General features: G+C 69.5%; 27 protein-coding genes and 6 pseudogenes. 18 read left to right on the top strand and 15 right to left on the bottom strand.

What is annotated here, in order from left to right; translation table 11 throughout:
* Positions 1 to 3: 3 nt before the first annotated feature.
* From G4G29_RS05640 to G4G29_RS05630, 3 genes are read left to right on the top strand one after another with little or no spacing between them, the layout of a single operon-like run.
* Positions 4 to 981, top strand: a complete 978-nt coding sequence (locus G4G29_RS05640) for a branched-chain amino acid ABC transporter permease (protein ID WP_183152123.1) — start codon at positions 4 to 6, stop codon at positions 979 to 981.
* 10 nt (positions 982 to 991) lie between these two features.
* Positions 992 to 1,966 carry an ABC transporter ATP-binding protein gene (locus tag G4G29_RS05635; RefSeq protein ID WP_244632424.1) on the top strand — a complete coding sequence of 325 codons (975 nt, stop codon included), beginning with the start codon at positions 992 to 994 and terminating at the stop codon, positions 1,964 to 1,966.
* Positions 1,963 to 2,730 carry an ABC transporter ATP-binding protein gene (locus G4G29_RS05630; protein ID WP_183152121.1) on the top strand — a complete coding sequence of 256 codons (768 nt, stop codon included), beginning with the start codon at positions 1,963 to 1,965 and terminating at the stop codon, positions 2,728 to 2,730. The genes G4G29_RS05635 and G4G29_RS05630 overlap by 4 nt, the downstream gene beginning before the upstream one ends.
* A 285-nt stretch (positions 2,731 to 3,015) precedes the next feature.
* Here the strand turns inward: G4G29_RS05630 and G4G29_RS05625 are convergent, their stop codons facing one another.
* From G4G29_RS05625 to groES, 3 genes are all read right to left on the bottom strand, one after another.
* Positions 3,016 to 4,269, bottom strand: coding sequence for an ABC transporter substrate-binding protein (locus G4G29_RS05625; RefSeq protein ID WP_183152120.1), 1,254 nt, complete (start codon positions 4,267 to 4,269; stop codon positions 3,016 to 3,018).
* A gap of 144 nt (positions 4,270 to 4,413) precedes the next feature.
* A complete protein-coding gene (gene rarD / locus G4G29_RS05620; RefSeq protein ID WP_183152119.1) occupies positions 4,414 to 5,346 on the bottom strand; it encodes an EamA family transporter RarD in 933 nt (310 codons plus the stop codon).
* 183 nt (positions 5,347 to 5,529) lie between these two features.
* Positions 5,530 to 5,826, bottom strand: coding sequence for a co-chaperone GroES (gene groES, locus G4G29_RS05615; protein WP_047524164.1), 297 nt, complete (start codon positions 5,824 to 5,826; stop codon positions 5,530 to 5,532).
* Between the two features lie 160 nt (positions 5,827 to 5,986).
* Between groES and G4G29_RS05610 the strand changes: the two are divergent.
* A pseudogene (locus G4G29_RS05610) lies at positions 5,987 to 7,194 on the top strand (SAM-dependent methyltransferase).
* A 216-nt stretch (positions 7,195 to 7,410) separates the two neighbouring features.
* On the opposite strand, the gene G4G29_RS05605 reads toward G4G29_RS05610, so the two are convergent.
* From G4G29_RS05605 to G4G29_RS05560, 11 genes and pseudogenes are all read right to left on the bottom strand, one after another.
* Positions 7,411 to 8,361 (bottom strand): hypothetical protein, encoded by a 951-nt coding sequence (locus tag G4G29_RS05605; RefSeq protein ID WP_183152118.1) that lies wholly within the window; start codon positions 8,359 to 8,361, stop codon positions 7,411 to 7,413.
* Positions 8,362 to 8,658: 297 nt separating this feature from the next.
* Positions 8,659 to 9,819: a hypothetical protein gene (locus tag G4G29_RS05600; RefSeq protein ID WP_183152117.1), complete on the bottom strand. Its 1,161-nt coding sequence runs from the start codon at positions 9,817 to 9,819 to the stop codon at positions 8,659 to 8,661.
* Between the two features lie 3 nt (positions 9,820 to 9,822).
* The gene (locus G4G29_RS05595; protein ID WP_183152116.1) at positions 9,823 to 10,311 is read right to left on the bottom strand and encodes a hypothetical protein; all 489 of its coding nucleotides are present in this window, start codon (positions 10,309 to 10,311) and stop codon (positions 9,823 to 9,825) included.
* Positions 10,308 to 11,375, bottom strand: a complete 1,068-nt coding sequence (tsaD, locus tag G4G29_RS05590; protein WP_183152115.1) for a tRNA (adenosine(37)-N6)-threonylcarbamoyltransferase complex transferase subunit TsaD — start codon at positions 11,373 to 11,375, stop codon at positions 10,308 to 10,310. The genes G4G29_RS05595 and tsaD overlap by 4 nt, the downstream gene beginning before the upstream one ends.
* Positions 11,372 to 11,860 (bottom strand): ribosomal protein S18-alanine N-acetyltransferase, encoded by a 489-nt coding sequence (gene rimI, locus G4G29_RS05585; RefSeq protein ID WP_183152114.1) that lies wholly within the window; start codon positions 11,858 to 11,860, stop codon positions 11,372 to 11,374. Before rimI ends, tsaD begins: the two co-directional genes overlap by 4 nt.
* A complete protein-coding gene (gene tsaB / locus G4G29_RS05580) occupies positions 11,857 to 12,348 on the bottom strand; it encodes a tRNA (adenosine(37)-N6)-threonylcarbamoyltransferase complex dimerization subunit type 1 TsaB (RefSeq protein ID WP_244632423.1) in 492 nt (163 codons plus the stop codon). The genes rimI and tsaB overlap by 4 nt, the downstream gene beginning before the upstream one ends.
* Before the next feature lie 185 nt (positions 12,349 to 12,533).
* Positions 12,534 to 12,905 carry a flagellar assembly protein FliW gene (locus tag G4G29_RS05575; RefSeq protein ID WP_183152113.1) on the bottom strand — a complete coding sequence of 124 codons (372 nt, stop codon included), beginning with the start codon at positions 12,903 to 12,905 and terminating at the stop codon, positions 12,534 to 12,536.
* Positions 12,902 to 13,063 carry a hypothetical protein gene (locus G4G29_RS21370; RefSeq protein WP_244632422.1) on the bottom strand — a complete coding sequence of 54 codons (162 nt, stop codon included), beginning with the start codon at positions 13,061 to 13,063 and terminating at the stop codon, positions 12,902 to 12,904. The genes G4G29_RS05575 and G4G29_RS21370 overlap by 4 nt, the downstream gene beginning before the upstream one ends.
* Positions 13,064 to 13,418: 355 nt before the next feature.
* Positions 13,419 to 13,700, bottom strand: a pseudogene (locus tag G4G29_RS21365) (flagellar hook-associated protein 3); the annotation flags it as partial.
* A 93-nt stretch (positions 13,701 to 13,793) separates the two neighbouring features.
* Positions 13,794 to 15,203, bottom strand: coding sequence for a flagellar hook-associated protein FlgK (flgK, locus tag G4G29_RS05565; RefSeq protein ID WP_183152112.1), 1,410 nt, complete (start codon positions 15,201 to 15,203; stop codon positions 13,794 to 13,796).
* Positions 15,204 to 15,216: 13 nt separating this feature from the next.
* Positions 15,217 to 15,699 carry a flagellar protein FlgN gene (locus G4G29_RS05560; RefSeq protein ID WP_183152111.1) on the bottom strand — a complete coding sequence of 161 codons (483 nt, stop codon included), beginning with the start codon at positions 15,697 to 15,699 and terminating at the stop codon, positions 15,217 to 15,219.
* A 196-nt stretch (positions 15,700 to 15,895) separates the two neighbouring features.
* Between G4G29_RS05560 and G4G29_RS05555 the strand changes: the two genes are divergently transcribed.
* The 11 genes and pseudogenes from G4G29_RS05555 to G4G29_RS23835 all read left to right on the top strand — a co-directional run.
* Positions 15,896 to 16,696, top strand: coding sequence for a sigma-70 family RNA polymerase sigma factor (locus tag G4G29_RS05555; RefSeq protein WP_183152110.1), 801 nt, complete (start codon positions 15,896 to 15,898; stop codon positions 16,694 to 16,696).
* A gap of 106 nt (positions 16,697 to 16,802) precedes the next feature.
* The gene (locus G4G29_RS05550) at positions 16,803 to 17,633 is read left to right on the top strand and encodes a flagellin (RefSeq protein WP_202045583.1); all 831 of its coding nucleotides are present in this window, start codon (positions 16,803 to 16,805) and stop codon (positions 17,631 to 17,633) included.
* Between the two features lie 75 nt (positions 17,634 to 17,708).
* Positions 17,709 to 18,347: a flagellar cap protein FliD N-terminal domain-containing protein gene (locus G4G29_RS21360; protein WP_244632421.1), complete on the top strand. Its 639-nt coding sequence runs from the start codon at positions 17,709 to 17,711 to the stop codon at positions 18,345 to 18,347.
* A 5-nt stretch (positions 18,348 to 18,352) separates the two neighbouring features.
* Positions 18,353 to 19,090, top strand: a complete 738-nt coding sequence (fliD, locus tag G4G29_RS21355) for a flagellar filament capping protein FliD (RefSeq protein ID WP_244632420.1) — start codon at positions 18,353 to 18,355, stop codon at positions 19,088 to 19,090.
* A 2-nt stretch (positions 19,091 to 19,092) separates the two neighbouring features.
* Positions 19,093 to 19,479 (top strand): flagellar export chaperone FliS, encoded by a 387-nt coding sequence (locus G4G29_RS05540; protein ID WP_183152109.1) that lies wholly within the window; start codon positions 19,093 to 19,095, stop codon positions 19,477 to 19,479.
* On the top strand, positions 19,476 to 19,784 hold the full coding sequence (locus tag G4G29_RS05535; RefSeq protein ID WP_183152108.1) for a hypothetical protein: 309 nt from the start codon (positions 19,476 to 19,478) through the stop codon (positions 19,782 to 19,784). Before G4G29_RS05540 ends, G4G29_RS05535 begins: the two co-directional genes overlap by 4 nt.
* A 673-nt stretch (positions 19,785 to 20,457) precedes the next feature.
* Positions 20,458 to 20,799 (top strand): flagellar basal body protein, encoded by a 342-nt coding sequence (locus tag G4G29_RS05530; RefSeq protein WP_183152107.1) that lies wholly within the window; start codon positions 20,458 to 20,460, stop codon positions 20,797 to 20,799.
* On the top strand, positions 20,796 to 21,188 hold the full coding sequence (locus G4G29_RS05525) for a flagellar basal body rod C-terminal domain-containing protein (protein ID WP_183152106.1): 393 nt from the start codon (positions 20,796 to 20,798) through the stop codon (positions 21,186 to 21,188). The genes G4G29_RS05530 and G4G29_RS05525 overlap by 4 nt, the downstream gene beginning before the upstream one ends.
* Positions 21,188 to 21,490 (top strand): flagellar hook-basal body complex protein FliE, encoded by a 303-nt coding sequence (fliE, locus tag G4G29_RS05520; protein WP_183152105.1) that lies wholly within the window; start codon positions 21,188 to 21,190, stop codon positions 21,488 to 21,490. Before G4G29_RS05525 ends, fliE begins: the two co-directional genes overlap by 1 nt.
* Positions 21,490 to 22,275, top strand: a pseudogene (fliF, locus tag G4G29_RS21350) (flagellar basal-body MS-ring/collar protein FliF); the annotation flags it as partial. The gene fliE and the pseudogene fliF, both read left to right, overlap by 1 nt.
* Positions 22,164 to 22,607, top strand: a pseudogene (locus G4G29_RS23835) (flagellar M-ring protein FliF C-terminal domain-containing protein); the annotation flags it as partial. The pseudogenes fliF and G4G29_RS23835, both read left to right, overlap by 112 nt.
* 83 nt (positions 22,608 to 22,690) lie before the next feature.
* Here the strand turns inward: G4G29_RS23835 and G4G29_RS21340 are convergent.
* The gene (locus tag G4G29_RS21340) at positions 22,691 to 23,104 is read right to left on the bottom strand and encodes a hypothetical protein (protein WP_244632419.1); all 414 of its coding nucleotides are present in this window, start codon (positions 23,102 to 23,104) and stop codon (positions 22,691 to 22,693) included.
* 2 nt (positions 23,105 to 23,106) lie between these two features.
* Between G4G29_RS21340 and fliG the strand changes: the two are divergent.
* The 3 genes and pseudogenes from fliG (at position 23,107) to G4G29_RS05500 (ending at position 25,993) form a co-directional block, all read left to right on the top strand.
* Positions 23,107 to 24,109, top strand: a pseudogene (gene fliG, locus G4G29_RS05510) (flagellar motor switch protein FliG).
* Between the two features lie 12 nt (positions 24,110 to 24,121).
* Complete coding sequence (locus G4G29_RS05505) at positions 24,122 to 24,703, top strand: FliH/SctL family protein (RefSeq protein ID WP_183152104.1); 582 nt, start codon at positions 24,122 to 24,124, stop codon at positions 24,701 to 24,703.
* Positions 24,700 to 25,993 (top strand): annotated as a pseudogene (locus G4G29_RS05500) (FliI/YscN family ATPase). The gene G4G29_RS05505 and the pseudogene G4G29_RS05500 overlap by 4 nt, the downstream one beginning before the upstream one ends.
* Positions 25,994 to 26,030 lie beyond the last annotated feature (37 nt).

Below are 26,030 nucleotides of genomic sequence, written 5' to 3'. Positions count from 1 at the left end.
CGCATGGACTTCGGAAGCATCTTCGGCAACACCGCCTCCTACCTCTTCAGCCCGACCACCATGGCCTACGCCCTCGCGGCGACCGGTCTCGCGGTGCACTTCGGCTACACGGGACTGCTCAACTTCGGCATGGCGGCCTTCATGGCGATCGGCGGCTACGGCTACGCGATCTCGATCCTCACCTTCGGGTTCCCCTGGTGGGCCGGTGTCCTGGTCGGCATGATCGGCGGCGCCCTGTTCGCGCTCCTCCTCGGCATCCCGACGCTGCGTCTGCGCGCGGACTACCTCGCCATCGCCACGATCGCGGCCGCCGAGGTCGTCCGGCTCATGTTCGTCACGGAGCTGTTCAAGAAGTGGACGAACTCCGCCGGCGGGCTCTCGGGTTATCACCAGAGCTTCCGCGACGCGAACCCCTTCCCGCCGGGAACCTACGGCTTCGGCCCCTGGACCTACAACGCGAACGACCTGTGGGTCCGCGTGGTGGGGCTCATCGCTCTCGCGGCCGCCGTCCTGGTGGTCTGGGCGCTCATGCGCAGCCCGTGGGGACGCGTGCTCAAAGGCATCCGTGAGGACGAAGACGCGGTGCGCTCGCTGGGCAAGAACGTCTTCGCCTACAAGATGCAGGCGCTCGTGGTCGGCGGTGTGATCGGTGCCCTCGGCGGCATCGTGTTCGTGCTGCCCTCGGCCGTGATCCCCGGCAGCTACTCCACCTCGCTGACGTTCTTCCTCTGGACCATCCTGCTGCTCGGCGGCGCGGCGACCGTGCTCGGCCCGACGCTGGGCGCCGTGCTGTTCTGGGTGGTGTTCGCCTTCCTCGGAGCGTTGCTTCCCGCGATGGCGAATGCCGGCTACCTGCCGATGTCGGGAGCGCAGGCCGACGTCGTGCGGTACATCGTGATCGGCGTCGTGCTGATGCTGATCGTCGTTTTCCGCCCGCAGGGCATCCTCGGAAACAAGAGGGAGATGACCTTTGTCAAATGATGACGACGCGGTGGTCACGCCCGCGAAGAGCACACCTCGCGCCAAGACCGGCGGCCTCGCGGCCGGACCGGCGGCACCCGGGGTCAAGAAGGTCGATCCGATCCTCGTCGTCGATGCCGTGGAACGCCGCTTCGGCGGTCTGACAGCGGTCGACGTCGATCACCTGGAGATCCCCCGCGGAGCCATCACGGCGCTGATCGGCCCGAACGGCGCCGGCAAGACGACCCTGTTCAACCTCCTCTGCGGCTTCGACAAGCCCAACAGCGGCACCTGGTCGTTCGACGGGACGAACCTGTCGGGCATCCCCTCCTTCAAGGTTGCGCGGATGGGGCAGGTGCGCACGTTCCAGCTGACCAAGTCGCTGTCGCTGCTCACGGTGCTGGAGAACATGAAGCTCGGCGCGAAGGACCAGCGCGGCGAAGGGTTCTGGGCGGGGCTGTTCCCCTTCCTCTGGCGCAAGCAGGACCAGGAGATCGAGGCGCGTGCGCACGAACTCCTCACCCGCTTCAAGCTCGACGCCAAGGAGCAGGACTTCGCGGCGTCGCTCTCGGGCGGTCAGCGCAAGCTGCTCGAGATGGCGCGCGCTCTCATGAGCGACCCGACCCTCGTCATGCTCGATGAGCCGATGGCAGGGGTCAACCCCGCGCTCACGCAGTCGCTGCTCGAACACATCCTCGACCTCAAGGATCTGGGGATGACGGTCCTGTTCGTCGAGCACGACATGCACATGGTCCGCCACATCGCCGACTGGGTGGTCGTGATGGCCGAGGGGCGCGTCGTCGCCGAAGGCCCGCCCGACCAGGTCATGGAGGATCCGGCCGTGGTCGACGCCTACCTCGGGGCCCACCAGGACGTCGACCTCGGAGCCGTCACCGGCCGCCTTCCGGTGATCTCGGACGAGGACGCCATCCGGATCCGCGAGCAGATCGAGACCGAGGTCGAAGCCGAGGTCGAGGCCGAAGACGCCGAGGAGGAGAAGGCATGACCGACGCACCCGTCGAGCGGAACGAGATCAAGAACGACGATGTCATCGTCGAACTGACCGACGTTCACGCCGGCTACCTCCCCGGAGTGAACATCCTCAACGGCGCGAACCTCGTCGCTCGCAAGGGGGAGCTGATCGGCATCATCGGTCCGAACGGCGCCGGCAAGTCGACCCTGCTCAAGGCGATCTTCGGCATGGTCGAGATCCGCTCCGGCGACGTCACCGTCAAGGGCGAGAGCATCGTGGGCCTCAAGGCCGACAAGCTCGTCCGCCGCGGCGTGGCCTTCGTTCCGCAGACGAACAACGTGTTCCCCTCGCTCACCATCCAGGAGAACCTCGAGATGGGGCTCTACCAGAACCCGAAGATCTTCGCGGAGCGGCTGGAGTTCGTGAGCAGCATCTTCGGCGAACTCGGCAAGCGCCTCAAGCAGCGCGCAGGTTCGCTCTCCGGAGGAGAACGGCAGATGGTCGCGATGTCGCGGGCACTCATGATGGATCCGTCGGTGCTGCTGCTCGACGAACCGTCCGCCGGCCTCTCCCCCGTGCGACAGGACGATGCATTCATCCGCGTCTCCGACATCAACAAGGCGGGTGTGACGACGATCATGGTCGAGCAGAATGCGCGTCGCTGCCTGCAGATCTGCGACCGCGGCTATGTCCTCGACCAGGGCAAGGATGCCTACGAGGGCACCGGCCGCGAGCTGCTGAACGACCCCAAGGTCATCGGCCTCTACCTGGGGACGCTCGGGACAGACGCCGCCTGAGCACTTCGCACGAGAAGGGGGATGCCACGCGGCATCCCCCCTTCCCGTGTGTCCGGGCCTGGCGCCCGCGCCGCGGCTCCGACACGAGGTCCGACGCGGGTCACATGTCGGGAGTTCATGCACCCGTCGGGCGGTCGGCCGGCGTTTCGTCCGACATCCGCGCGAACTCCCGACATGTGGACCGGGCAGGGACGGGCGGACGGGCGGGGCGGGCGGACGGGCGGGACGAGCGGGCGGGGCACGACGAAGGCCCCGGATGCGAGCATCCGGGGCCCCGTCAGCGCCTTACTTGATGCGCGTGGTGGTGTTGTCCGCGCCGAACTCGTAGACGCCGATCGCGGCGCCCTTCGGGTCGTTGTTCTCGTCGAACGTGATCTCACCGGAGAGGCCGTCGTAGTCGGCCGTTCCGCCGCCGTTGATGATGTCGGCGCACTCGGCGAACGTGGTGCACTTCTCGCCCTCACCGTCGCCACCCGACACGGTGCGCATCTGCTCAGCCATATCGGCACCCTCGACGGAGCCCGCCGCCAGCGACGACAGCGCCATCAGGATCACGGCGTCGTATGCCTCTGCCGAGTAGGTGACCGCGTCGATCGGGTCGTTGCCATCGGCGGTCCAGACCTCGTTCAGCTGGTCGAGGAAGTCCTGCGGCAGCTCGGCGCCGGCGCGGGTTCCCTTCGATCCCTCGAGGCTGACCGGGATGTCGGTGCCCCAGTCCTTCAGGTTGCCGTCGACCAGGTACAGCGCACCGGTGTCGATGCCCGCGTTGCCGAGAAGCGGTGCGATGGTCGCGAACTGGTCGTACGAGACGACCGCGACCGCGTCGGGCTTGGCCGCGGCGATCTCCGCCACCTGGGCGTTGAACTGGCCATCGCCCTGGTTGTAGGACGACTCGGCGACGACTTCGCCGCCCGTGCCCTCGAACGTGGCCTTGATGGCCTCGAACAGGCCCGTGCCGTAGGGGTCGTTCTGGTAGATGATGCCGAGGGTCTTGTGCCCGTCCTCGGCGATCTGGTTGCCCAGCACCTCGCCCTGGAGGTTGTCGCTCGGCGCCGTGCGGAAGTACAGCGGGTTGATTCCCGTGAAGTCCGGCGACGTGTTCGACGGGGAGACGGTGAGGATGCCCGCACCGGCGTTGCCGTCGAGGATGAGCTTGGTCACGCTCGAGGATGCGGCGCCGACCATGGCGGTGATGCCGGCGTTCTGCAGGTTCGTGATGGAGGTCTCGTACGCCTTGTTGTCGAGGTCGCCCTCGTCGGCCGTGGTGAGGTCGATGGTCACACCGGCGTCCGCCTCGTTGATCTCGTTGACAGCCAGCTGCACACCGGCTTCCATCGGAGCGCCGAGGAACGCGAGCGAGCCGGTCGCGGGGAGCAGCGAGCCGAGCTTGAGCGTCAGATCGACGGCCGGCTTCTCACCACCCTCGCTGGGCTCGGCGTTCGGCGTGCTGCTGCAGCCGGCGATGACGATGGCGGATGCGCTGATCAAGGCGATCCCTGCGAAGACCTTCGCGCTGCGCGAGCCCTTCAGTGAGTTCATGATGCTCCCTTGCGTAACTGAACGTGGATTGTGACCACGGTCGGGTGCTCTAACACTAGGCCGTGAGGCCCGCGCGCAGGAGGTGCAAGTATCTCGGTGCGTTAACGATCCGGCACTGGGTTCCCCGGTGCACGAACCGGCGGCTCACACGGGTGCGGGACGCGCCATCATGCGGGCACGGCGACCCGCGAGCAGCAGATCAGCCACGAAGACGCCGATGGCGATCCAGACGATGATGAACCCGGCCCAGCGCTCGACGGGCATGGGCTCGTGCAGGATGACCACGCCGATGAGGAACTGCAGCACCGGGGTGATGAACTGGATCATCCCGATCACCGTGAGATCGATGCGCCGGGCCCCCGCGGCGAACAGCAGCAGCGGGACTGCGGTGGCGACCCCGGCGAATGCCAGGAGCAGGGCGTGCACCCCGCCGTTCGCGCCCATCGTGATGCCCGGGGGTGTCTGCGCCACGACGATCAACTGCACCACGGCGATGGGGATCAGCCAGAACGACTCCAGCGTCAGGCCGCTGACCGCGTCGACTGCCGGGCCGATCTTCTTCTTGATGAGTCCGTAGACCCCGAACGACGCGGTGAGCGAGAGCGCGATCCACGGGAACTCCCCGTAGGCGACGACGATCACGACGACGGCGATCGCGGCGATCGCGATCGCCGCCCATTGCAGCCTGCGGATGCGCTCCTTGAGCACGAACACGCCGAGGAGCACGGTGGTGATCGGGTTGATGAAGTAGCCGAGACTCGTCTCGATCACGTTGCCGCTGAGCGTCCCGATCAGGAACACCTGCCAGTTGACGTAGATCAGGAGACCCGCCAGGGCGGTCCAGCCCAGCAGCTTCGGCTGCCGCAGGATGATGCCGAACGCCGCCCATCCTCGCGTGAGCGTGAGCAGGAGGATGCAGAAGACGAACGACAGCAGCACCCGCCAGGCGACGACTTCCCACGGACCGGTCGGGAGGAGCAGTACGAAGTAGAGCGGGAGCACTCCCCACAGGAGGTAGGCGGCTCCGGCGTAGGCGACTCCCGCGGTCTGGGTGGCGCGGGTCGTCTCGGGGGTCACCGCACAACACTATGCCCACGTGCCCGACGCCGAAGGCGCCGAGACGACGTCGCGCCGCAGTTTGGCAGGAAACGGACGTCTTCTGACCGAACGCAGAAGGGGGCCCGGATGCCTGAGCATCCGGGCCCCCTTCGAGGACCATGTTCCGACGCCTCTGAGAGGCGCGGAACCGGGTTCAGCTGATCAGCGGACGACGACAGCCAGGACGTCGCGAGCGGACAGGACGAGGAACTCGTCTGCACCGAACTTGACCTCGGTTCCGCCGTACTTGCTGTAGAGCACGCGGTCGCCCACGGCGACGTCGATCGGAACACGGTTGCCGTTGTCGTCGATGCGGCCGGGGCCGACCGCCACGACCTCGCCCTCCTGGGGCTTCTCCTTGGCGGTGTCGGGGATGACCAGGCCACTCGCGGTGGTCTGCTCGGCCTCGACCTGCTTGATGACGATGCGGTCCTCGAGCGGCTTGATGGAAACCGACACGGTCTACCTCTTCTTTCTTGACGCTGACACGAAAGACTTGTTCGCACTCTCAACCCGAGAGTGCTAATGCCAGTGTAGGCGGTCGGCTGGCACTCATGCAATGCGAGTGCCAACAGGTTCGCCGCCACCGACCCGCTCGGACGGGAATTAGGCTGAGGGCGTGGAGATGTCCGAGCTGCGCGCCCTGCTGACCCCCGCCGGTCTCGAACTGCTCGACACGGTGGGCCCTATCGAGTCCACGGCCGACGTGGCCCGTGCGGTCTCTCGGCTCCGCGCCGCCGGCCACTCCCCGAGCTCGTCTCGGCGGTCGTGGGACAAGCCCGATTGCGAGCCAAGGCGACCGCCAAGTTCGGACCGTTCGCCGCGCGCATGCTGTTCACCCGAGCGGGGCTCGAGCAGGCGACACGGCTCGGCGTCGCCGCACGGCACGCCCAGCGGATCCGCGGCGCGGGCCTCACAGCCGTCGCCGACCTCGCGGCTGCGGGATCGGCGGCGATGCCCTCGCATTCACCGGTGCGGGTCTGGATGTGCTCGCGGTCGACGCCGACGAGGTCACGGCCGCCATCGCCGCCTACAACCTCGCGCCGTTCGGCGACAGCGCGGTCGTGCGGCACAGCACGGCGGAGGACGCGTTCGAGGCGACGCCCCTCACCGGCTCCGGTGCGGTCTGGATGGATCCGGCTCGGCGGACCGCGGGACACAGCGAGACCCGACGAGTGTCCGCCGACGATTACCCCTTCCCTGGACTGGGCGTTCGACGTCGCCTCACGTGTACCGACCGGCATCAAGCTCGGTCCGGCTCACGACCGCGAGGCCCTGCCCCTCGACGCCGAAGCGCAGTGGGTGAGCGCCGACGGCAGCGTCGTCGAGCTCGTGGTGTGGAGCGGCGCCCTCGCACGGGAGGGCGTCCGTCGGGCGGCTCTCGTGATCCGCGACGACCGGTCGCACGAGCTCACCGCTCCCGCGGACGCCCCCGACGAACCCGTGCGCGAGCTCGGCGCGTTCCTGCACGAGCCGGACGGCGCCGTGATCCGCGCCCGCCTCATCGGCGAGGTGGCCCGGAGCCTCGACGCCGGGATGCTCGACGAGCACATCGCGTACCTGACCTCGGACGCGGCGCTGACGAGTCCGTTCGTGCAGTCGTTCCGCGTGCGCGAGACCCTGCCGGCGAACCCGAAGGCGATCAGCGCCGCACTCACGGCGCACGGCATCGGGCGTCTCGAGATCAAGAAGCGCGGCGTCGACGTCGACCCTGCCGCCTTCCGCAAGAAGCTCACGCTGCGCGGTGACCAGGAGGCCACGCTGATCCTCGCTCGCATCGGCGATCAGCGCCGCGCCATCCTCGCCGACCGGGTCCCCGCCGCCTGACCCCCTCCCTCCCCTGCCCCTGCTCCCTGCTCCCCTGCCCCCTGCTCCGTCGAGCGCACGGCTTGTCGTCGAGAGCACGGGATGTCGACGCCACGAGGCCGTGCGCTCGGCGGGCGGCAAGCCGTGCACTCGCCGGGAGGGGCGGGGGCGAAGGGGCGGGGGCCGGGGGGGGGGGCGGAGGGGCGGGGCGGGGGCAGGGTGGGTGGGGAGCAGGGGTCAGCCGCGCGGATCGTGTCCTGGCGGCTCGACCTCGATGGGGTCGCCCGGCGGGACCTGGATGATCAGCGAATCGCCGGGGGCGGCCTCGTCCGCGGAGGCATCGGCGTCGACGGTGAGGTACGGGGTCTGCTGCGTCGTGAAGCGCAGGTCCAGCACCGACGCCGCGACCACACCCCCGGTGGGGTCGACTTCGACCACATGCACATCGAGGCCGGATGACAGCGCCTGCTGGAACGACTCGCACGCGATCGCACCGCCGGCGTCGACGATGAGGCACCGCTCCGTCGAGCCCTGCTCGGAGACGCGGTCGCCGAGCCAGACGGGGGCACCGCGGAAGTACCCCACGATCGAGAGGCCCATTTCGTATCCCTCCTCGACGAGAGCCCCCGCGCGATCACGTTCCGCCCCCTCGAACTGATCGATCACCCCCGACTGCACACCCCACCGTTGCATTCCGACCATCGGCTCGCCCGTTTCGGTGAGGAACATCGTCGCCTGCACGAATTCCGAACCCCCGGGGTCCTCGCCGTCATCCGCGGGCAACGGCAACGGCAACGAAGCCATCAACCCGCGCTCGCGCTCCTCCGGTGGACGGCAGTCCGCCTGCGACTGGTCACCCACGTCGAGGATCAGGCAGACCGACTCGCCGTCGCCCCTGGTCGCGTACCAGGCCAGTGCGTCGGCGGTCTGGGCGATGGCGCGGACGGAGCCGGCGTCGTACTCCTCGGCGACGAGCGCGACACGGCGTTGCTGCTGTGCGTCGGTCAGCGGGAGGCTCGCCGTCCGGGGTGAGAACAGCGCCCACCCGGCGCCCACGCCGATCGCGAGCACCACAGCAGCCGCCGCGACCACGACCATCGCGGATCGCCGCCGAGCATCGCGAGGAGTGTCCGGGGGAACGGCCTGGTGGGACTCGCCATCCGCCATCGCGGCGAACGCGTCCGTCACGGGCGAGTCCTCTCCGAGCGAGTCCGTCCCGAGCGAGTCCGTATCCCCGAGTGAGTCCGTATCCCCGCGTGACTCGGTTCTCCCGAGTGAGCCGGCGATCCCGAGCGAGTCCGCCGCAGACGGGTCAGTCGGGGGCGGGGGTAGCCCGGGGACGCTGCGCCTTCCGGTGGATCGGCCGCCCTGTGCACGGGACTGCGGTGCGCCTCTTCGAGGGCACGGAGGCGATCCGCCTCGCCAGGGGTGAGGGCGCCGCCGCGGCCGTAGGCCTTCCGCTGCAGTACCCTGAGCTCTTCGGCGTCAGTTCCCGCCGGCACCGGAGACGCCTCCCTCGCGGGTGATGACGAGGTAGCCGGGCCCCTGGGTCGATGCCAGTTCGAGGTGGGTCTGACCACCGGTCTCGGTGTCGACGACGCTGAGCACGAGACTCGACGACTGCTCCTGCATCGTCTGCGGATCCGCGCACGTCATCGGGGACTCGGCGGTCGAGCCGTCGTAGATCAGGCACGGGTTCTGGGACTCGGTCTGCACGGCGGTCCACACCGGCACGTCGCGGTCGTATCCGACCACCCAGAGAGAGCTGGCGTCGAAGCCGTCGTCGGCGAGGCGCTTCGCAGTGTCCGCCTCGCGGTCGTTCGCGTAGGTGATGCCGCTCTGACCCGGGTCGTAGTCGTACGAGCTCACGGCGACCGCCGGTTCACCCGACGCGGTGAAGAGCATCTGCACCCCGACCTGCCGCTGGAGGTCATCCGATGCCTGCACGGTGATGGAGCCGTACACTCCGGTCTCGGCGACCGTCTCGGTGAGCTCGCAGTTCGGCACGGTCACCTCGCCCGTTCCCAGGATCACGCAGGTGCGTTCGCGCGCGTCCTTCGTCGCGGCCCAGATGACCGCGCCCTCTTCGACCGCGAGGGCACGGACCGACCCCGCGTCGTAGACGCCGCCGGCGACCAGCTCGTCGTGCCATGCCTGCTGCTCGACCGTCAGCTCGACGGGGGCGGGTTCGGGCCCGCGGAAGGCGAGCCACCCGACGCCGACGCCGATCGCGAGCATGGCCGCGGTCGCGAACGCGACCGGCCGCCAGTGACCCCGGAGGAGGGAGAGCACCGAGCGCCAGGCCATCCTCCCCTGCGCGGGCCCCGTGTCGGCGGCCGCACCGGCGGCGACATCGGCCGGGTCCTGTTCACGCGCGGTCAGCTGTTCCTGCGCGACGCCCTGCTCACGCGCGGGATCGATCTCGGCGACCGGTCCGGCATGATCTGCGCGACCGCTGCCCGGCTCGTCGCCCGTGGGCGCAGGGAGCACGGCGAAGGGCGACTCCGGAACATCGGCGACGCGTTCGACCCGACGCTCCTCGAGCTCCCGCAACCTCGCCGCATCGCCCGGAGTGAGCGCAGCATCGCGGCCGTATGCACGTTCCTGAAGGGAGCGCAGCTCCGCGGACTCCTCCGGCTCCAGCATCCGTCAGCCCAGTCTCTCGAACTGCATGCCGGCCCAGACCAGCCACCCCAGGCTGTAGACGGTCGCACAGAGGCCGAGCACGAGGGCCCAGCGCGCGATCGCCCGGCTCTCGACGGGACGACGCAGCGACATGATCGCGGCGATGACCGCGACGACGGCCACGGGGATCCCCCAGCCGACGAAGAAGGACGCGCCGAGAGCCACGATCGCCGCCAGCAGGGCCCAGGGAGCCAGACGCGTGTCGTCGGCGGGGATCGCACCGGTGGAGGGCTCCCACTCGGACTCGTCAGGAGCATCGATGTCGGGCCCCGTCACCACGACCGGTTCGATGCCGACCGGTCCGGTCGGCAGCTTCGTGTACCCCTCGCGTCGCGCGCCGGGCAGACGTGCTGCCTTGGCAGGATGCTGGACCACCTCGTCGCTGGCGCTCTCGATGCGCGCGGCCGGAGTCGCAGAAGACCGCGCGTCGGGAGCGGCGGAACCGTCAGTCATGTGAGCACCGCCTCCGCGATCTGGATCTCGGTGACCGGCAGCGTCGAGTCCGCCCCGAACGCGAGCGTCGACGGGCGCCGCCCGGAGGAGATCAGCTCAGCGGCCAGAGCCGCGATCATGGCGCCGTTGTCTGTGCAGAGCGAGAGCGTCGGGATGCGCACCGTGACGCCGGCCTCCGCCGCACGTCGAAGAGCCACCTCGCGCAGGCGCCGATTCGCGATCACGCCTCCGCCGAGCAGCAGTCGCGGGACACCGAGATCGGTGCAGGCGGCGAGCGCCTTCGTCACCAGCACATCGACGACCGCCTCCCGGAAGCTCGCGGCGACGTCGGCCACGGGCACGTCGACGCCGTCGGCCTCGCAGCGTTCGACCCAGCGCGCCACCGCGGTCTTCAGCCCCGAGAAGGAGAAGTCGTACCGGTGCTTCGCCATGTCGGATGCGCGGGAGAGTCCGCGAGGGAACCGGATCGCGTCGGGGTCGCCGTCGAGCGCAGCGCGGTCGATCTCGGGCCCGCCGGGGTAGGGCAGCGAGAGGAGTCGGGCGACCTTGTCGAACGCCTCGCCCGCGGCATCGTCCATCGTCTCGCCGAGCAGCTCGACGTCGGTGGTGAGGTCGCGGACGTGCAGCAGCGAGGTGTGACCGCCCGAGACGAGCAGGGCGATGGTCGGGTACTCCAGCGGTGCGGAGTCGGGCGTGAGGATGTCGGCCGCGATGTGTCCGACCAGGTGGTTGACCGCGTACAGCGGCTTGTCGAGGGAGACGGCCAGGCCCTTCGCGGCCCCGACTCCGACCATCAGCGCACCGGCGAGACCGGGACCGCTCGTGACGGCGACCGCGTCGAGTTCGGCGAGGCCCACACCCGCTTCGGCGAGCGCGGCTTCGATCGCCGGCTGCAGCGCCTCGAGGTGCGCCCTCGCAGCGACCTCCGGCACGACTCCGCCGTATCTGGCGTGCTCGTCCATGCTCGAGGCGATGGTGTTCGAGAGCAGGGTGCGACCGCGGACGATGCCGATGCCGGTCTCGTCGCAGCTCGTCTCGATGCCGAGGACCAGCGGCTCGCTCATGCCTTCGCCTCCTCGGCCGTATGTCCGGACGCCGGGTGGCGGCGCAGCTCCAGCCGCATCACGATCGCATCCACGTCGTCGGGCTGATAGTAGCGGGGCCGACGCCCGATCTCCTCGAACCCCTCGGCTCGGTACAGCCCCTCGGCGACCGGGTTGTCGGCCCTGACCTCGAGGAACACCTCGCGCGCCCCGCGCTCGGCCGCGACGGCGAGGAGCCGATGCAGGAGCGAACGACCGCGCCCCTGACCCCGGTGCTCCGCGAGCAGGGCGATGGTCTGGATGTCGGCATCTGCGCTGCCCTGCAGGGCCCGCACCCCGCCGTAGCCGATGATGGCGCCGTCGTGCTCGTCCACCACGTACCGGCCGTGCGGGCTGGCGAGTTCGGCGGCCATGGTCTCGCTGCTCCAGGCGTCGGTGGGGAAGGAGCGGTCTTCGATCGCCATGATCGCGGCGAGGTCAGCGGGTGTCGCGTCGCGGAGCGTCATGACCCGACCTTCTTCGGAGCACCGGGAAGCGTGACGTCGGGGTGTCGGAGGTAGAGCGGCTCGTCGTCTGCGAGCGTGCGTCCGGCCGCCAGCGCTCGTGCTCCCACCCTGGCCAGGTCGGATGCGGACAGCGTGCCGACGTCGATACGACGGATGCCGTCGAGGTGCGCATCCGCGTCGACCGCCCGCACCAGGACCGTGTCGGCGACGACATGCGGGATGCCGTCGGCATCGACGCCGTCGAACACGGTGATCGCGACCTCGCGCCGCCGCGCGTCGGTGACGATCGCGAACGGCTGCGTCTCGGTCTCGAGCGCTGTGAGCGCTGCCCCGAGATGACTGGGGACCGGAAGCACGGGGATACCGCGTCCGAGCGCGAAGGCGCGCGCCGCGGCGATGCCGATCCGCAGACCGGTGAACGGCCCCGGCCCCATGCCCGCGACGACGTGCGTCACCTCGCTGGCGCCCGCCTCGTCGAGAACCTCCACGAGCAGATCGCCGATGACTTCGGCATGGCCGAGGGGTCGGCGGCGCTCGCATCGGCTCGTCGCGCCCCGTCCGCATCGATGAGGGCGACAGCCGTGCCCAGAGAGGTGTCGACGGCAAGGATCACATGTCCAGGGTAGCCGTGGTTCCGCTGGCAGAGCGGCCCGTGCCCGTGGGGGATCGCGCCTCAGCCCAGCGGGGCGCGCAGAGGATGGTCCTGATCCTCGAGGATCACCTGCGAGGCGGCTCCGGTCGTGCGATTGACGACCACGGGGGCCAGGAGGTTCACGCTCACACCCTCGGCAGAGGGGTGGGCGACGACCAGGACAAGCGCATCGTCGGCCGAGTCGAGCCCGAGCCCTTCCGCCTGCGCGTCGGTGAGGATCGGCGCGTAGTCGGTCAGCACGGATCGGGGGTCGACGAGATACAGGCGAAGATCCGCATCCTGCACGGCGCGCATCGCGAACAGGCCGTCGGCGCCCTCGACCGGTGCGAGCACGAACTCGACGTGAGGGGCGAGCCCCGGCGGCGGCGAGACGAAGGTGAGCGCCGCGGTCATCGGAGGAAGTCCATGAGCGAGGGCTGGAGCACGCGGGCGTTGACGGCGAGGGCCGAGCGGTACACGAGCTCCTGGGCCTGCAGGCGGACGAGCACCTCGATCGAGTCGACGTCCTCGACCGCGGCACGGCGGGACTCGAGGGACACGGAATTCTGCACAGCCGCCTCCTTGGCGCGTTCGATCTGAGCCTGTCGGGTGCCGACCGAGCCCTGCACACCGAGCATCGCCGTGCGGCGGAGTCGATCTCGGCGAGTCGAGGCCCGACGTTCGTCCCCGAGCGGAGGTCGGCGACGATCTTGTCGACGAGAGCGAACACCGAATCCTCCCCGTGCCGAAGACGGCGGCCCCGTCCGTGTCGACGCGCACGGCCGCACCGTCGGACACCCGGCGCGTGACCTCCGCTCCCGGCACCCCGCTGTGCGCGTAGTCCGCGGTGAAGGCGGCGGTGTCGGAGGTGCCGGCGAACACGGAGCGTCCGAGGAGGCGGGTGTTCGCCTGTGCGAGGAGTTCCTTGCGCAGGCCCTCGAGCTCGACGGCCAGGGACTCCTTGGCCACGGCGTCGAGTGCGCCGTCGTTCGCGCCCTGCGCCGTGAGGTCGCGGACACGCCCGAGCAGAGACGTGCTCGCGGTGATCGCACCGTCGGCCGCGGTGACCCAGGCGAGCCCGTCGTCGATGTTGCGTGCGTACTGTTCGGTACGTCGCTGCTCGGCATGCAGTGCGAGAGCGGCCGCGGCAGCCGCAGGGTCGTCCGATGGCGCGGCGAAGGCTCGCTGGGAGGTCGCCTGCTCCTGCAGGGCGCCAGCTCGGAGAGGTTGGACTGCAGGTGGCGCATCGCCGTCTGCGTCATGGCTGACGATGTCACTCGAGAGATCACGGTGCTCCTTCGCTCAGCGTCCGACGAGACCCGTGCGGTTGATGAGGACGTCGAGCGCCTCATCGACCGCGGTCATCACGCGGGCTGCGGCCTGATAGGCGGTCTGGTAGGTGAGCAGGCTGATGGTCTCCTCGTCGCCGTCGACGGCGGCGACGGACTGCTGCGCGCCGACCGCAGCGACGGCTGCCGAATCGGAGACCTTCGCGCGCTGCACGTCGGCGGCCGTGGCCACGCCGAACCGGGTCACGTGGTCCGACCAGAGCGCGTCGGGAGCGGTCGCGCTCCGGCCGATCTGCGAGATCAGATCGGCGTTGGAGGCGTCCCATGCCCCCGCGCCCGGAGCGGCGAGGGCGAGTTCCGACGGTCCCGTGATCGCGACGCGGAGGCCGAGAGCGGCCGACCCGGTCGTCGCCAGGGTGAAGAAGTCTCCGCCCTGCTGACCGGACGAGGTGACTCCGGCGCGATGCTGCGTGTTCAGCGTGGCCGCCAACGCGGTCGCGACCGCGTCGTACGTCGACGCGAGCTGAGCGAGCATCCCGCCCTCGTCCGCGGGGGCGAGGATCGCCAGCGATGCACCGAGCTCACCGCCGTCGATCGACACCGGGAGGTCGGGCGCCGACGCCCACGACACCGTCAGACGCTGGCCGCCGTCGATCGATGTCGGCCCGGAGAGGACGAGGTGACGGGCATCGGACCCCGCGACGAGCGCGTTGCCGCCGATGCGCAGAGTCATCGTCCCGTCGCCCTCGACCGTGGCCGAGGCTCCGGACATCCGCGAGACGGTCTGCGCGAGGACGCTGCGCTGGTCGAGAAGCTCGTTCGCCGATCGCCCGGACGCGAGAGCGTCGCGGATCTCTCCGTTGAGCACGGCGATCTGGTCGGCAGCGGCGTTCATCTGCGTGACACTGCGGTCTGCTGCCTCGCGGGCGTCGCTCCACTTCGACGCCACCGAGCGGTATCCGCCGGCGATGTGGGAGGCGAGCTCCTTCGCCGACTCGAGGATGCTGGAGGCCGCAGCTCCCGAGTCGGGGGTGTTCGCGAGGTCCTGCCACCCCGACCAGAACTTCGACAGCCTGGCCGCGAGTCCGTTCTCGGTGGGTTCGGCGAGTGAGGCCTCGATGGTGGTCGCGGCGACCGCACGTGTCGACCAGTACCCCGAGGCCGCGAGCGCGTCGCGCACCCTGGCATCGAGCAGCGCGTCTCCGAGCCGGGCGACGCCGTCGACCGAGACGCCGTTGCCCGCAACGGCGCCCGTGCTGAACCGCCCCGTGTGCGCGACGGCCGCGATGGCCGAGGTCTGCACGCGTTGACGCGTGTACCCCTCGGTCTTCTGATTCGCGATGTTCTGTCCGACGACGTCCATACCGCGCCGTGCGGCCGCCAGCCCGCTGGCCGCCGTGTTCAATCCGCTGAAGGTCGACATGATCCCCTTCCGGTCACATCTCGGTGTCGATGATGCGCGCTGCGTCGTCGCGAGCGCGATCACCGGTCGTGGTGTACTCGCCGGTGTCGTGCCCCAGCGCGGCGATCGTCTCCTGTGTCGCACGGAGCACTCCGCTGAGCTGCTCGGCGTTGGCGTCCCGCATCTGCTCGACCTCTGCGGCCAGCTTGGTCAAGGCCCGCAGATGGTCGGCGAACACCTCGCGCCACGCGCCTTCCGGTGCGTGCTCGATCAGTTCGCGGATCGTCGCACCCTCGGGAGCACCCCACTCCTCCGCGACGCTCTCGACCTCGACGGTGCGGGCGAGTCCCGCGCCGCGCAGCCGGTCGAGCACCTGATCGACCTCGCGGGCGGCAAACTGGATCCATTGGGATCGCCCCGCGGCGAGGAGCAGCTGCTGTTCGTCGAGCTTGAAGAGCAGCATCTCGAGCAGTTCGCGTTCACGCCACAGCTGTATCGATAGTTCGTTGGCTCCCATGATCCCCTTTTCCCCAGTGATCGCCCCGCCTGTCAACGCGGCCAAAGGTCACTATCGGCTGCCGCGCCCCTAAGGTTACTATGTGGAACGGCGATGGGTAGTTCTCCCCATGTACAAATCATGTCCAGTGTGATATGTGCATCTATTCATCTCCTCGGAGCTTCCGGAGTGCATCCAGAGAGGTGGATCATCCCCCATGTCGTCGCGCGCTGAGCGCAATCTGCTCATCGAGAGCAACCTCCCCCTGGTCGGATACCTCGCTGCCGAGACCCACTCCCGCGCCACCCACATCCCCCGTGACGAGTTGGCGGCCGTCGGCGCGCTCGCGCTCGTGACCGCAGCCGAGGCGTTCGATCCCGAACTGGGCGTCCCGTTCGGCGCCTATGCACGCCGGCGCATCCTCGGCGCCTTCGCCGATGAGATGCGCTCCATGGACTGGGCCTCGCGCGGGATCCGCAAACGCATCAAGGAGACCGTCGAGGTCCGCGAGACGCTCACGGCCGGACTCGGCAGGACCGCGACGCCCGCGGAGGTGGCCACCGCCATGGGTGTCGCGAAGGACGTGGTCGTGGAAGCGCTCGGCGATGCCGCACGCACGGTGACGACGCTCGACGACCCGTCAGCCCGCGACGTGGCAGCCGAGATCCCGCTCCCCGAGGAATCGGCACTGGTCGGCGAACGGCGCGAGGTGCTCGAGCAGGCGGTCTCCGCGCTGCCAGAACGCATGCGGCGGATCGTGCAGGCCGTGTACTTCGAGGAACGCCCCGTCAAGGACATCGCCGAGGAGCTGGGCGTGACGCACTCCGCCGTGTCGCAGCAGCGGTCGGAGGCGATCCGGCTCCTGCGCGACGCCGTCGACAGGTTCTACGCGGAAGGTGCGTCGCCCGCCACGACCACACGCGTCTCCGCCGGCGCGCGCGACGCCTACTTCAGCAGGATCGCGGAGGCGAGCAGCGCACGGATCGCGGAGGTCTTCCGTACGACGGCGCCGGCGTAGGCACCCTCCCTCCGATCCCCTAACGGACGCTCCGTCTCCGCCGATAGGTGTGAACGGGAGACCACGGATGGTCCCCCGTTCAACGAAATTCACGGAGGAAACCCTCATGGGTATGCAGATCAACACCAACGTGTCGGCGCTCAACGCCTACCGCAACCTGTCCAACACCCAGAACGATGTGTCGAAGTCGCTCGAGAAGCTGTCGAGCGGTCTGCGCATCAACCGGGCAGCGGACGACGCCGCCGGCCTCGCGATCTCCGAGGGCCTGCGCTCGCAGGTCAACGGCCTGAACGTCGCGGCCCGCAACGCCCAGGACGGCATCTCGGTCATCCAGACCGCGGAAGGCGCCCTGACCGAGGTCCACTCGATCCTGCAGCGCGTTCGCGACCTGACCGCTCAGGGTGCGAACGACTCGAACAACGCGAAGTCGCGTGAGGCGATCCAGAAGGAGATCAACACCCTGGGTGACGAGCTCACCCGTGTCGCCGACAGCACGAACTTCAACGGCATCAAGCTGCTCTCGGGCGGCACGACGCTGACGTTCCAGGTCGGTGCGGGTGCGGTCGCCGCCGAGGACCAGATCTCGGTCGCCCTGACCGACTTCGACACCCTCGGAGCCGACATCAAGACGCTCGCGGCCACGATGACCGACGCGGCGACCTACGGAGCGGCGCTCGCCGGCATCGACACGCAGATCCAGGCGGTCTCGACCGCACGTGCCGGCTACGGTGCGCTGCAGAACCGCTTCGAGTCGACCATCAACAGCCTCAACGTGTCGGCAGAGAACCTGTCCGCCGCCGAGAGCCGGATCCGCGACACCGACATGGCGTCCGAGATGGTCAAGTTCACCTCGGCGAACATCCTGTCGCAGGCGGGTACGGCCATGCTGGCCCAGGCGAACCAGTCCAACCAGGGCGTTCTCCAGCTCCTGCGCTGAACCACGCCGTAGGGTCCGGGCGGCGGTCGCGACCGTCGCCCGGACCCTGTCCGCTCCCGACCTGCAAAGGCGAACATGTCTCTCTCGCTCGACGGCCTCGTCTCCGGCCTGAAGACCACAGAGGTCATCAAGGCCCTGATGGACGTGCACGCCATCCCGCGCTCGCTGCTCAAGGCGAAGATGGATGACAAGAACGGCATCGTCACGCAGCTGCAGACGTTGAACACCGCGATCCAGAACCTCGCCACGGCCGCCGAGAAGGCCGCGTCGCGCGACGGGCTGGCCCGATTCACGACATCGTCGTCGTCGACCTCGGTCACGGTCGCCACCCGCACCGGCGCCGCCCCGGTCTCGGCGGAGATCGTCGTCGACGCGGTCGCGAAGAACCACACCATCGTCTCGGCCGCCTCGAACGGGTGGCCCGTCGACCCGCCGGTGATCACCCTCGAGAACGCCAAGGGCGAGCGTCTGCAGATCGAGGCCGACGGCACCTCGATGCAGGACATCGCCCAGGCCGTCAACGAAGCGGGCTTCGGAGTCGTCGCCTCAGCGGTGCCCGCGGGTCGCGACGCCGACGGCAACCCCTGCACCGCCTGCAGCTGCGCGCGGCCGACGCGGGCGAGGGCAGCCAGTTCCGCGCCTACCGGGGTGACGTCGCCGCCGTCGAGGCCGGCACCGCATCCGAGCTCTCCGCCGAAGCTGGGGCAGCAGTGATCGCGGTGGGCGCCGACGCGAGGGTGCGGTTGTGGGCCGGCACCAGCGCCGAACAGGTGCTGACCTCGTCGAGCAACACCTTCACCGATCTGTTCGACGGCGTCGACGTCACGGTATCCGCGGCATCCGCCGACCCCGTCACGATCGGCGTGACCGTCGATGCCGAGGCCCGCACCAAGGCCTCCGCCGACTTCATCGCCGCGGTCAAGGACATCCTGACGCGCATCGACAACGGATCGAAGGCCACCGTCGCCGCGAATCAGGGCGACAAGACCACCCTGGGCGTCTTCACGGGAGACAGCACGGTCCGCTCGCTCCGGTCGGCGCTCGCCGACGCGATCCAGCACCCGGTCGACGGCGTGTCACCCTCGTCCATCGGCATCTCCACCGACATGTACGGAGTGCTGAGCTTCGACGAGGAGAAGTTCGCCGAAGCCCTCGCGAAGGACCCGGATGCCGTCGCCGGGCTGTTCTCCGACGTCGCCTCCCGCGTGCAGGACACGGCGAAGGTCTACTCCGACAAGTACGACGGCCTGCTCACCTCCCGCATCACCGGGCAGGAGAGCGAGGTCAAGAGTCTCGGCGAGCAGATGGAACGCTGGGACGTGCGCCTCGCCCAACGCAAGGCGAATCTCGAGCGCACCTACGCCCGCCTCGAGGTGATGCTGTCGCAGCTGCAATCGCAGTCCACCTACCTGTCTTCACAGGTCGCCGCCCTGTCGACCTCGAGTTCGGGGAAGTGAGCATGAACGCCGCCCTGCGCGCGCAGCAGCGCTACCGTGACGAGGCCGTCCTCTCGGCACCGCCCGAGCGCCTCGTGACGCTGCTGTACGACCGACTCATGCTCGACATCGAGCGCGGCGAGGCTGCACAGCGTGCCGAGGATTGGACCGAGGCGAACGCCCAGCTCCAGCACGCGCAGGCCATCGTCGCCGAGCTGTCGTCGTCTCTCACCGACGACTGGAACGGCAGCGCTGGCCTGCGCTCGGTGTACGTGTTCCTGTCGCAGACCCTGATCGGCGCCAACATCGGCCGGGACCCCGAGCGCACGCACGCCTGCCGCGGGATCGTCGCCCCGCTGCGGGATGCCTGGCACGAAGCCGCCAGGACCGTCGCGGAGACCCGTTCGTGAGCATCGACGACGTGACCGCAGAGTGGACCGACCTGCTGGATCGACTCGAGCTCGACGCCGACCGGATCCTCACGGCCGCCCCCGGCACCGCGGATACGGCCGTCATCGGACCGTGGACACCGCCCTCCGCTCCCCTGCCCCCGGCGCTCGCCGATCGCGCCCGTCACGTGATCGAACGCCAGCGCCTCGCGATGGAGCGCGCCCGCACGGATCTCGACGACCTCCGACAGCACCTCGTCGTCGTGGATCGCATTCCGGGGATCCGTCGCCCCGATGCCCCCGCATTCCTCGACGTGGACGGCTGAGACCGCTCGGTCTGCGTGGCATCAGCGTCCCACGAGGGGGTCCGTGGCCACCTAACGCCTTCTGGAATCTCGTGATCCACGCCGCATGTTCACGAGACTGGCGATCAATCCGGTGAGCAGCAGAAGGCCCGAAACGAGCCAGAGGATCGCCGCGATATTGCTGAAGGGGGAGAACTGGCTCAAGAGCATCGGACCGATTGCCAGAAGGGGCGCCATCACGGGAATCCGCGACAACAGCGGTGGATGAGACATCACATTCCTCAACTATTCGCGCCGGCCTGTTGGATGCAGAACCCCACCGTTCCACCGAATCCCGCCGATGCAGCTCCGAGGCAGACAGGGCATCCGATGCCCACCGTTACGACACACACCGCCGAGCATGCGATTGAGAGTCCCGTGATGACCCATGCGTTGCCGTCATGTGATTCGCATGTCTTCCAACTCCTTCATTGGTGAACCTGAACAACTAAAGTGTTACACGTCACCCGTGGTGAGGCAACCATCATGATCACTCGCTGTCATGACCGTCTCTCACCGCAGTACTCCCTGTTCGTGGACGGCTGAGACTCCCTAACGCAGTGCGCGACCCTGCCGATAGAGCAGGGAGAGCACGGATGGCTCGCAAGACTCGGCCAGGGATCGGCCACATCAGCCACACACGGGAAGCCGGTTCGTGTTCGACTCTGTGACCATCACCGCACTGACGAGTGCGCTCGACGGCCTCGCGCTGCGCCAGCGCGCCATCGCCGACAACATCGCCAACATCAACACCCCCGACTACCACGCCAAGCGCGTGCGATTCGAAGAGGCGCTCGCCGCCTCCGTCGACGCGGGTGACGGACGCGTCGATGCGACGGTCGGCACCTCGCTGGAGCCGACCCGCCTCGACGGCAACAACGTCAACCTCGACACCGAGACCCTGTCGAGCGTCGACACGATGCTGCGCTACCAGTTCGCGACCCAGGCCGTGAACGGCTCGTTCGCGTCGATGCGCGCCGCGATGAGGACCTCATGACCTTCGACGCCATCGGCATCGCGAGCACCGGCCTGACCGTGCACCGCAAATGGCTCGACGCCATCAGCGACAACATCGCGAACATCAATACCGCGACCGCGACCGACGGCGCCGCGTTCCGCGCGCGGTACATCCTCGCCCAGACGAGCGACCAGTCGCCTGGGGTGTACGTGGCAGGCACCGTGCAGGGCAGCGCAGAGGGCCGCCTCGTGCATCAGCCCGACCACCCGCTCGCCGACGCCGACGGGTACGTCCGCTACCCCGACATCGATCTCGGCGACCAGATGAGCCAGCTCATCCTCGCCCAGCGCGGCTATCAGGCCAGCGCGGGGATCGTCGACCGTGCGCGCAACGCCTACGAAGCCGCCCTGCAGATCGGACGCAGCTGATGGACCCTCTCACCGCGATCGACGGCGTCTCCTCCGCTTTCACCCTCGCACCGCCCGCCGCGCCGGCGAAGAGTGCGGACGACACCGCCTTCGCGAACAGCGTGACCGGCGCGATCGACGAACTGCGATCCCTGCAGTCCGAGTCCGACGCGCTCAAGGTCGCCGCTGTCACCGGCGACCTCGACGACATCCACTCGGCCATGATCGCGTCGTCCCGCGCGGCGGTCACGCTCGAGCTCGTCGCCGCCGTGCGCAACAAGGGCGTCGACGCGTTCACCGAGATCATGCGGATGCAAGCCTGATGCCCCAGGCCGTCACGAACGTCTTCCAGCGCATCGGTCGCGTGATCGCGGGCTTCTCGCTCGCCCAGCGCACGATCGCGATCATCGGCGTCGCCGTGCTGGCACTCGGGATCGTCGCGTTGTCGAGCTGGCTCACCCGCCCCACCTACACGCCGCTGTTCTCGGGGATGAGTGCCTCCGACGCGAACGCCGTCGTCGAGCAGCTGCGTTCCTCCTCGGTCCCCTACGAACTCGCAGACGGCGGTGCGACAGTGCTCGTGCCCGAGAAAGACGTGTACGACCAGCGCCTCGCCGCCGCATCCGCCGGCCTCCCGGGTGCCGGCTCCGGCGGCTACTCGCTGCTCGACGACATGGGGGTGACGACCTCGGAGTTCCAGCAGTCCGTGACCTACAAGCGCGCCATCGAGGGCGAACTCGCCGCCACGATCTCGTCGATCGAGGGCGTGACGGCGGCATCGGTGCAGCTCGCGATCCCCGAGGAGAGCGTGTTCGTCTCGGAGACCGTCGACGCCACGGCATCCGTGTTCGTGGAGACCTCCGGCAACGCGACGCTCACGCAGAAGCAGGTCGAGGCGATCGTGCACCTGACCTCCGCAGCGGTCAGCGGCATGAAGCCCGAGAACGTCGCGGTCGTCGACCAGAGCGGTCAGACGCTCTCGGCCGTCGGCATCGGATCGACCGGCGGCCTCGACCAGCAGGCAGGCGACTACGAGGCGCGCGTGACCGCGAGCGTGCAGCAGATGCTCGACAAGGTCGTCGGCCCGGGGAACGCGACCGTGACGGTCGTCGCCGAGGTCGACCGTTCCGTCAACGAGCGCGTGGACGAGACATACACCCCCGCGGAAGGCGCTCCCCTCTCACCGAGCAGACCAGGACCGATAGGCAGAACGGCTCCGGCTCGAACGCCGGCGTGCTCGGTCCCGACAACATCGCCGTGCCGTCGGCCGATGGCGGCACGTCGGAGTCCACCGAGGAGTCCAAGACCAACGCGGTCAACAAGAGCACCCAGAGCACCTCGACCCCGGCGGGGAGCATCCTGCGCCAGTCGGTCTCCGTCGCGGTCGACGCCGGGGCGGGCGGCGACCTCAGCACCGCCCAGCTGACCGATCTGGTGGAGACCGCTGCCGGGATCGACACAGCGCGCGGCGACGCCATCACGGTCGAGCGCGTCTCTTTCAGCCAGACCGATGCCGAGGCCGCTCAGGCCGCGCTCCAGGCGGCGAAAGACGCGGAAGCCGCCGAGCGCCAGGCCGTCCTGCTGAACACGCTGATCATCGCCGCCGCGATCGCCCTCCCCCTGCTGCTCGCCGCGATCGCCCTCCTCGTGCGGATGCGTCGCAAGGCCACGGCCGCGTCCGAGTTCGACCAGCTCTTCGGCGACCGGCCACCCCGCTGTCCGCCCTCGGCGCCGGAGCGCCCACCGTCGCGATCGATCAGGCGGCGACGACCCCGCTCGCATTCCTCGAGACGACGCCGGATCCCGAGCCGGAGCCCGACCCGGAACCCGCGCAGATCAGCCTCGAGCGCCGCCGCGCCGAGATCGACTCCCTCACGCGGCAGGACCCGAAGCGGACGGCCGAACTGCTGCGCACGCTCATCGACGACAGGCAGCACGCATGAACGAGCTGACCGACCGGCAGACCGCGGCCGTCGTGCTGATGAACCTCGACCGCGCACAGGCGATCGAGGTGATGAAGCACCTCTCGGAGTCGGAGGCCGAGGCCGTCGCCGCCGAGATCATCGAGCTGCAGGACCTGGATGCCGCCACCACCGCGCAGGCGCTCGGACAGTTCCACCGGATCGCCACGGGACACCTTCCCCCGCACGCGGCGGGAGGGACATCGCCGCCGGACTGCTGGAGGCGACGTTCGGCGCCGAACGCGCGGCCGCCGTGCTCGGCCGTGTCGGCTCGTCGTCGATGAACTCCTCCTTCGAGTTCCTCGGCTCGGCGGATCCGGCGCATCTGGCCACGCTCCTCGACGGCGAACTCCCCAGACCGTCGCCCTCGTGCTCGCGCACCTGCCCACCGACCGTGCCGCAGCCGTGCTGGCCGCACTCCCCGACCCGATCCGCACCGATGTCGCCCATGCCATCGCGACGATGGGCACCGCGTCGCAGGAGGCCATCGCGATCGTGGCCGATGCTCTGAAAGCGCGCACCGGTTCGTTCGCGAGCCGCGATGCACCCGAGACCCTCGGCGGCGTGGAACCCCTCGTGGAGATCATCGCGCGCTCGGGGGCGACGGTCGAGAAGGCACTGCTGGCGAGCATCGAAGACCGCGACAGCGCGCTCGCCGAAGACATCCGGTCGCGGATGTTCACGTTCGCCGACATCGTCAAGCTCGACGACCGCGACACCCAGCGTGTGCTGCGAGGCATGGACATCCGCTCGCTGGCGCTCGCCCTGAAGGGTGCGCATCAAGCGATCGCCGATCTCATCCGCCGCAACGTGTCGGAGCGCAACAGGGAGAACCTCGACGAGGAGGCCCGCACGCTCGGACCGGTGCGCGTGTCGCAGGTCGAAGAGGCCCGCGCCGAGATCGTGCGCACCATCCGTGCTCTCGAGGCCGCGGGAGACATCACGGTGCAGCGGGCGGACGAGGACGAGTATGTCTACTGACGCCTTCTCCCCGTGCTGTTCCCGCGTCTGGACGGACGCGGCGACGGCGCCGAGCACCGCAGAGCGCGCATGCGCGGCTATGCGGACGGGCATGCCGAGGGATTCCGTGCCGGCGCGGACGAGGCCGCCTCGGCGCAGCGCATCGCCGCCGAGGAGCGCGCCACCCGCGACGCGGCGGCCGCGCACGAGTTCGACGCCGCGATCACCGCTCTGCACGCCGCCGCACGCTCGTTGACGGAGCGCGAGCGCGAGCTGACCTCCGCAGCGGAGGAACAGGTGCTGCGCTGCGCGATCGAGCTCGCGGAGCGCATCGTCGTCGGCGAGCTCTCCGACGCCGGCGCCTCCGCGGCCGCGGCGGCTCGACGCACCCTGGCCTCAGCCGCGTCGGCGGAGATCCGCGAGGTGCGCCTGCACCCCGACGACCTGCGCACGATCCAGGGGTCGAACGCCGATCTGTCTGCTTTCGCCCTGGTCGCCGACGAGGAGCTCGACCGCGGCGACGCCGTGGCGGTCCTGGCACACGGGCACATCGACGCCAGGATCGGGAGCGCGTTCGAGCGCGCCCGCGCCACCCTCACGGAGGCGGCGGGATGAGCACCTGGAACGCCGTCCTCGATGCCGTGCACCCGGAGCGCGTCGGCGTGGTGTCGCAGGTGCGCGGCCTGAGCGTTCAGGTGCGCGGGATAGAAGGCGCGGTCGGCGACGTGGTGACCCTCGACGGGGTCGATGCCGAGGTCGTCGCGATCGGCGAGGGCGGACTACGCTGCATGCCGTTGGGCGCTGTCGCCGGGCTCACGGTCGGGACGCCGGTGCGCGGTCGCGGTGGCCCCCTGCGCGTTCCGACCGGAACCGCCCTGCTCGGACGGGTGCTCGACGGGCTCGGACGGCCGATCGACGGAAGGGGCCGCTCGTCGGGGCCCCCGCCGTGAGCCTCGATCACGCTCCGCCGTCGATCATGGAGCGCGACCGGATCGACTCCCCTCTTCCGCTCGGTGTCCGCGCACTCGACACGCTCGTGAGCGTCGGGCGCGGGCAACGCGTCGGGCTGTTCGCCGGTTCGGGGTCGGCAAGTCGTCGCTGCTGTCGATGATCGCCCGCGGCACCGAGGCCGAGGTGACGGTGATCGCGCTGGTCGGCGAGCGCGGTCGCGAGGTGCGCGAGTTCATCGAAGACGACCTCGGACCGGAGGGGCTCGCACGCTCCGTGGTCGTGGTCTCGACGTCGGATCAGCCGGCCATGGCCCGCATCCGTGCCGCCTACACCGCGACGCGGATCGCCGAGGCCTTCCGCGACGACGGCGCCCACGCGATCCTCATGATGGACTCGCTCACGCGCGTGGCGATGGCACAGCGCGAGATCGGACTGTCGGCGGGCGAGCCGCCTGCGACCCGCGGCTACCCTCCGTCGACGTTCTCGCTGCTCGCGGGGCTCCTCGAACGGGCCGGCACCGACCGTCGCGGCTCGATCACCGGCATCTACACCGTGCTCGTCGACGGCGACGACCACAATGAGCCGATCGCCGACACGGTGCGATCGATTCTCGACGGCCACGTGGTACTCGACCGCGCGCTCGCCCTGTCGGGCCATCATCCGGCCATCGACGTGCTGGCCTCGGTCTCCCGTGTCGCGGGCAAGGTCACCGCGCCCGACCAGCGCGACCGTGCCGCGACCCTGCGGGCGGTGCTCGCGGCTCGGCGCCGTGCGAACGATCTGATCGACATCGGCGCTTACCACCCCGGCGCCGACCCGCGCATCGACGCCGCGATCGCGCACGAACGCGCGATCTCCGCCTTCCTCACCCAGCCCCTCGACGAGACCAGCGCGATCGACGATTCCTGGCGCCGATTGGACGAGCTGGTCACGGCGTTCGGAGCAGTCGCATGACACGGTCGTTCTCGCTCGCCGGCCTTCTTCGCGTACG

Origin of the sequence: Microbacterium sp. Se63.02b (assembly GCF_014171575.1) — a bacterium.
In the GTDB taxonomy this organism is placed as follows: domain Bacteria; phylum Actinomycetota; class Actinomycetes; order Actinomycetales; family Microbacteriaceae; genus Microbacterium.
This window is presented reverse-complemented; position numbering and strand designations above follow the sequence as displayed.

Coding starts and splice junctions, on each gene's coding strand:
- G4G29_RS05640 (WP_183152123.1), top strand. CDS start 4: ATGGACTTCGGAAGCATCTTCGGCAACACCGCCTCCTACCTCTTCAGC.
- G4G29_RS05630 (WP_183152121.1), top strand. CDS start 1,963: ATGACCGACGCACCCGTCGAGCGGAACGAGATCAAGAACGACGATGTC.
- G4G29_RS05625 (WP_183152120.1), bottom strand. CDS start 4,269: ATGAACTCACTGAAGGGCTCGCGCAGCGCGAAGGTCTTCGCAGGGATC.
- G4G29_RS05600 (WP_183152117.1), bottom strand. CDS start 9,819: ATGCTGGAGCCGGAGGAGTCCGCGGAGCTGCGCTCCCTTCAGGAACGT.
- G4G29_RS05595 (WP_183152116.1), bottom strand. CDS start 10,311: ATGACTGACGGTTCCGCCGCTCCCGACGCGCGGTCTTCTGCGACTCCG.
- tsaD (WP_183152115.1), bottom strand. CDS start 11,375: ATGAGCGAGCCGCTGGTCCTCGGCATCGAGACGAGCTGCGACGAGACC.
- rimI (WP_183152114.1), bottom strand. CDS start 11,860: ATGACGCTCCGCGACGCGACACCCGCTGACCTCGCCGCGATCATGGCG.
- G4G29_RS05575 (WP_183152113.1), bottom strand. CDS start 12,905: ATGACCGCGGCGCTCACCTTCGTCTCGCCGCCGCCGGGGCTCGCCCCT.
- flgK (WP_183152112.1), bottom strand. CDS start 15,203: ATGTCGACCTTCAGCGGATTGAACACGGCGGCCAGCGGGCTGGCGGCC.
- G4G29_RS05560 (WP_183152111.1), bottom strand. CDS start 15,699: ATGGGAGCCAACGAACTATCGATACAGCTGTGGCGTGAACGCGAACTG.
- G4G29_RS05555 (WP_183152110.1), top strand. CDS start 15,896: ATGTCGTCGCGCGCTGAGCGCAATCTGCTCATCGAGAGCAACCTCCCC.
- G4G29_RS05550 (WP_202045583.1), top strand. CDS start 16,803: ATGGGTATGCAGATCAACACCAACGTGTCGGCGCTCAACGCCTACCGC.
- G4G29_RS21360 (WP_244632421.1), top strand. CDS start 17,709: ATGTCTCTCTCGCTCGACGGCCTCGTCTCCGGCCTGAAGACCACAGAG.
- G4G29_RS05540 (WP_183152109.1), top strand. CDS start 19,093: ATGAACGCCGCCCTGCGCGCGCAGCAGCGCTACCGTGACGAGGCCGTC.
- G4G29_RS05525 (WP_183152106.1), top strand. CDS start 20,796: ATGACCTTCGACGCCATCGGCATCGCGAGCACCGGCCTGACCGTGCAC.
- fliE (WP_183152105.1), top strand. CDS start 21,188: ATGGACCCTCTCACCGCGATCGACGGCGTCTCCTCCGCTTTCACCCTC.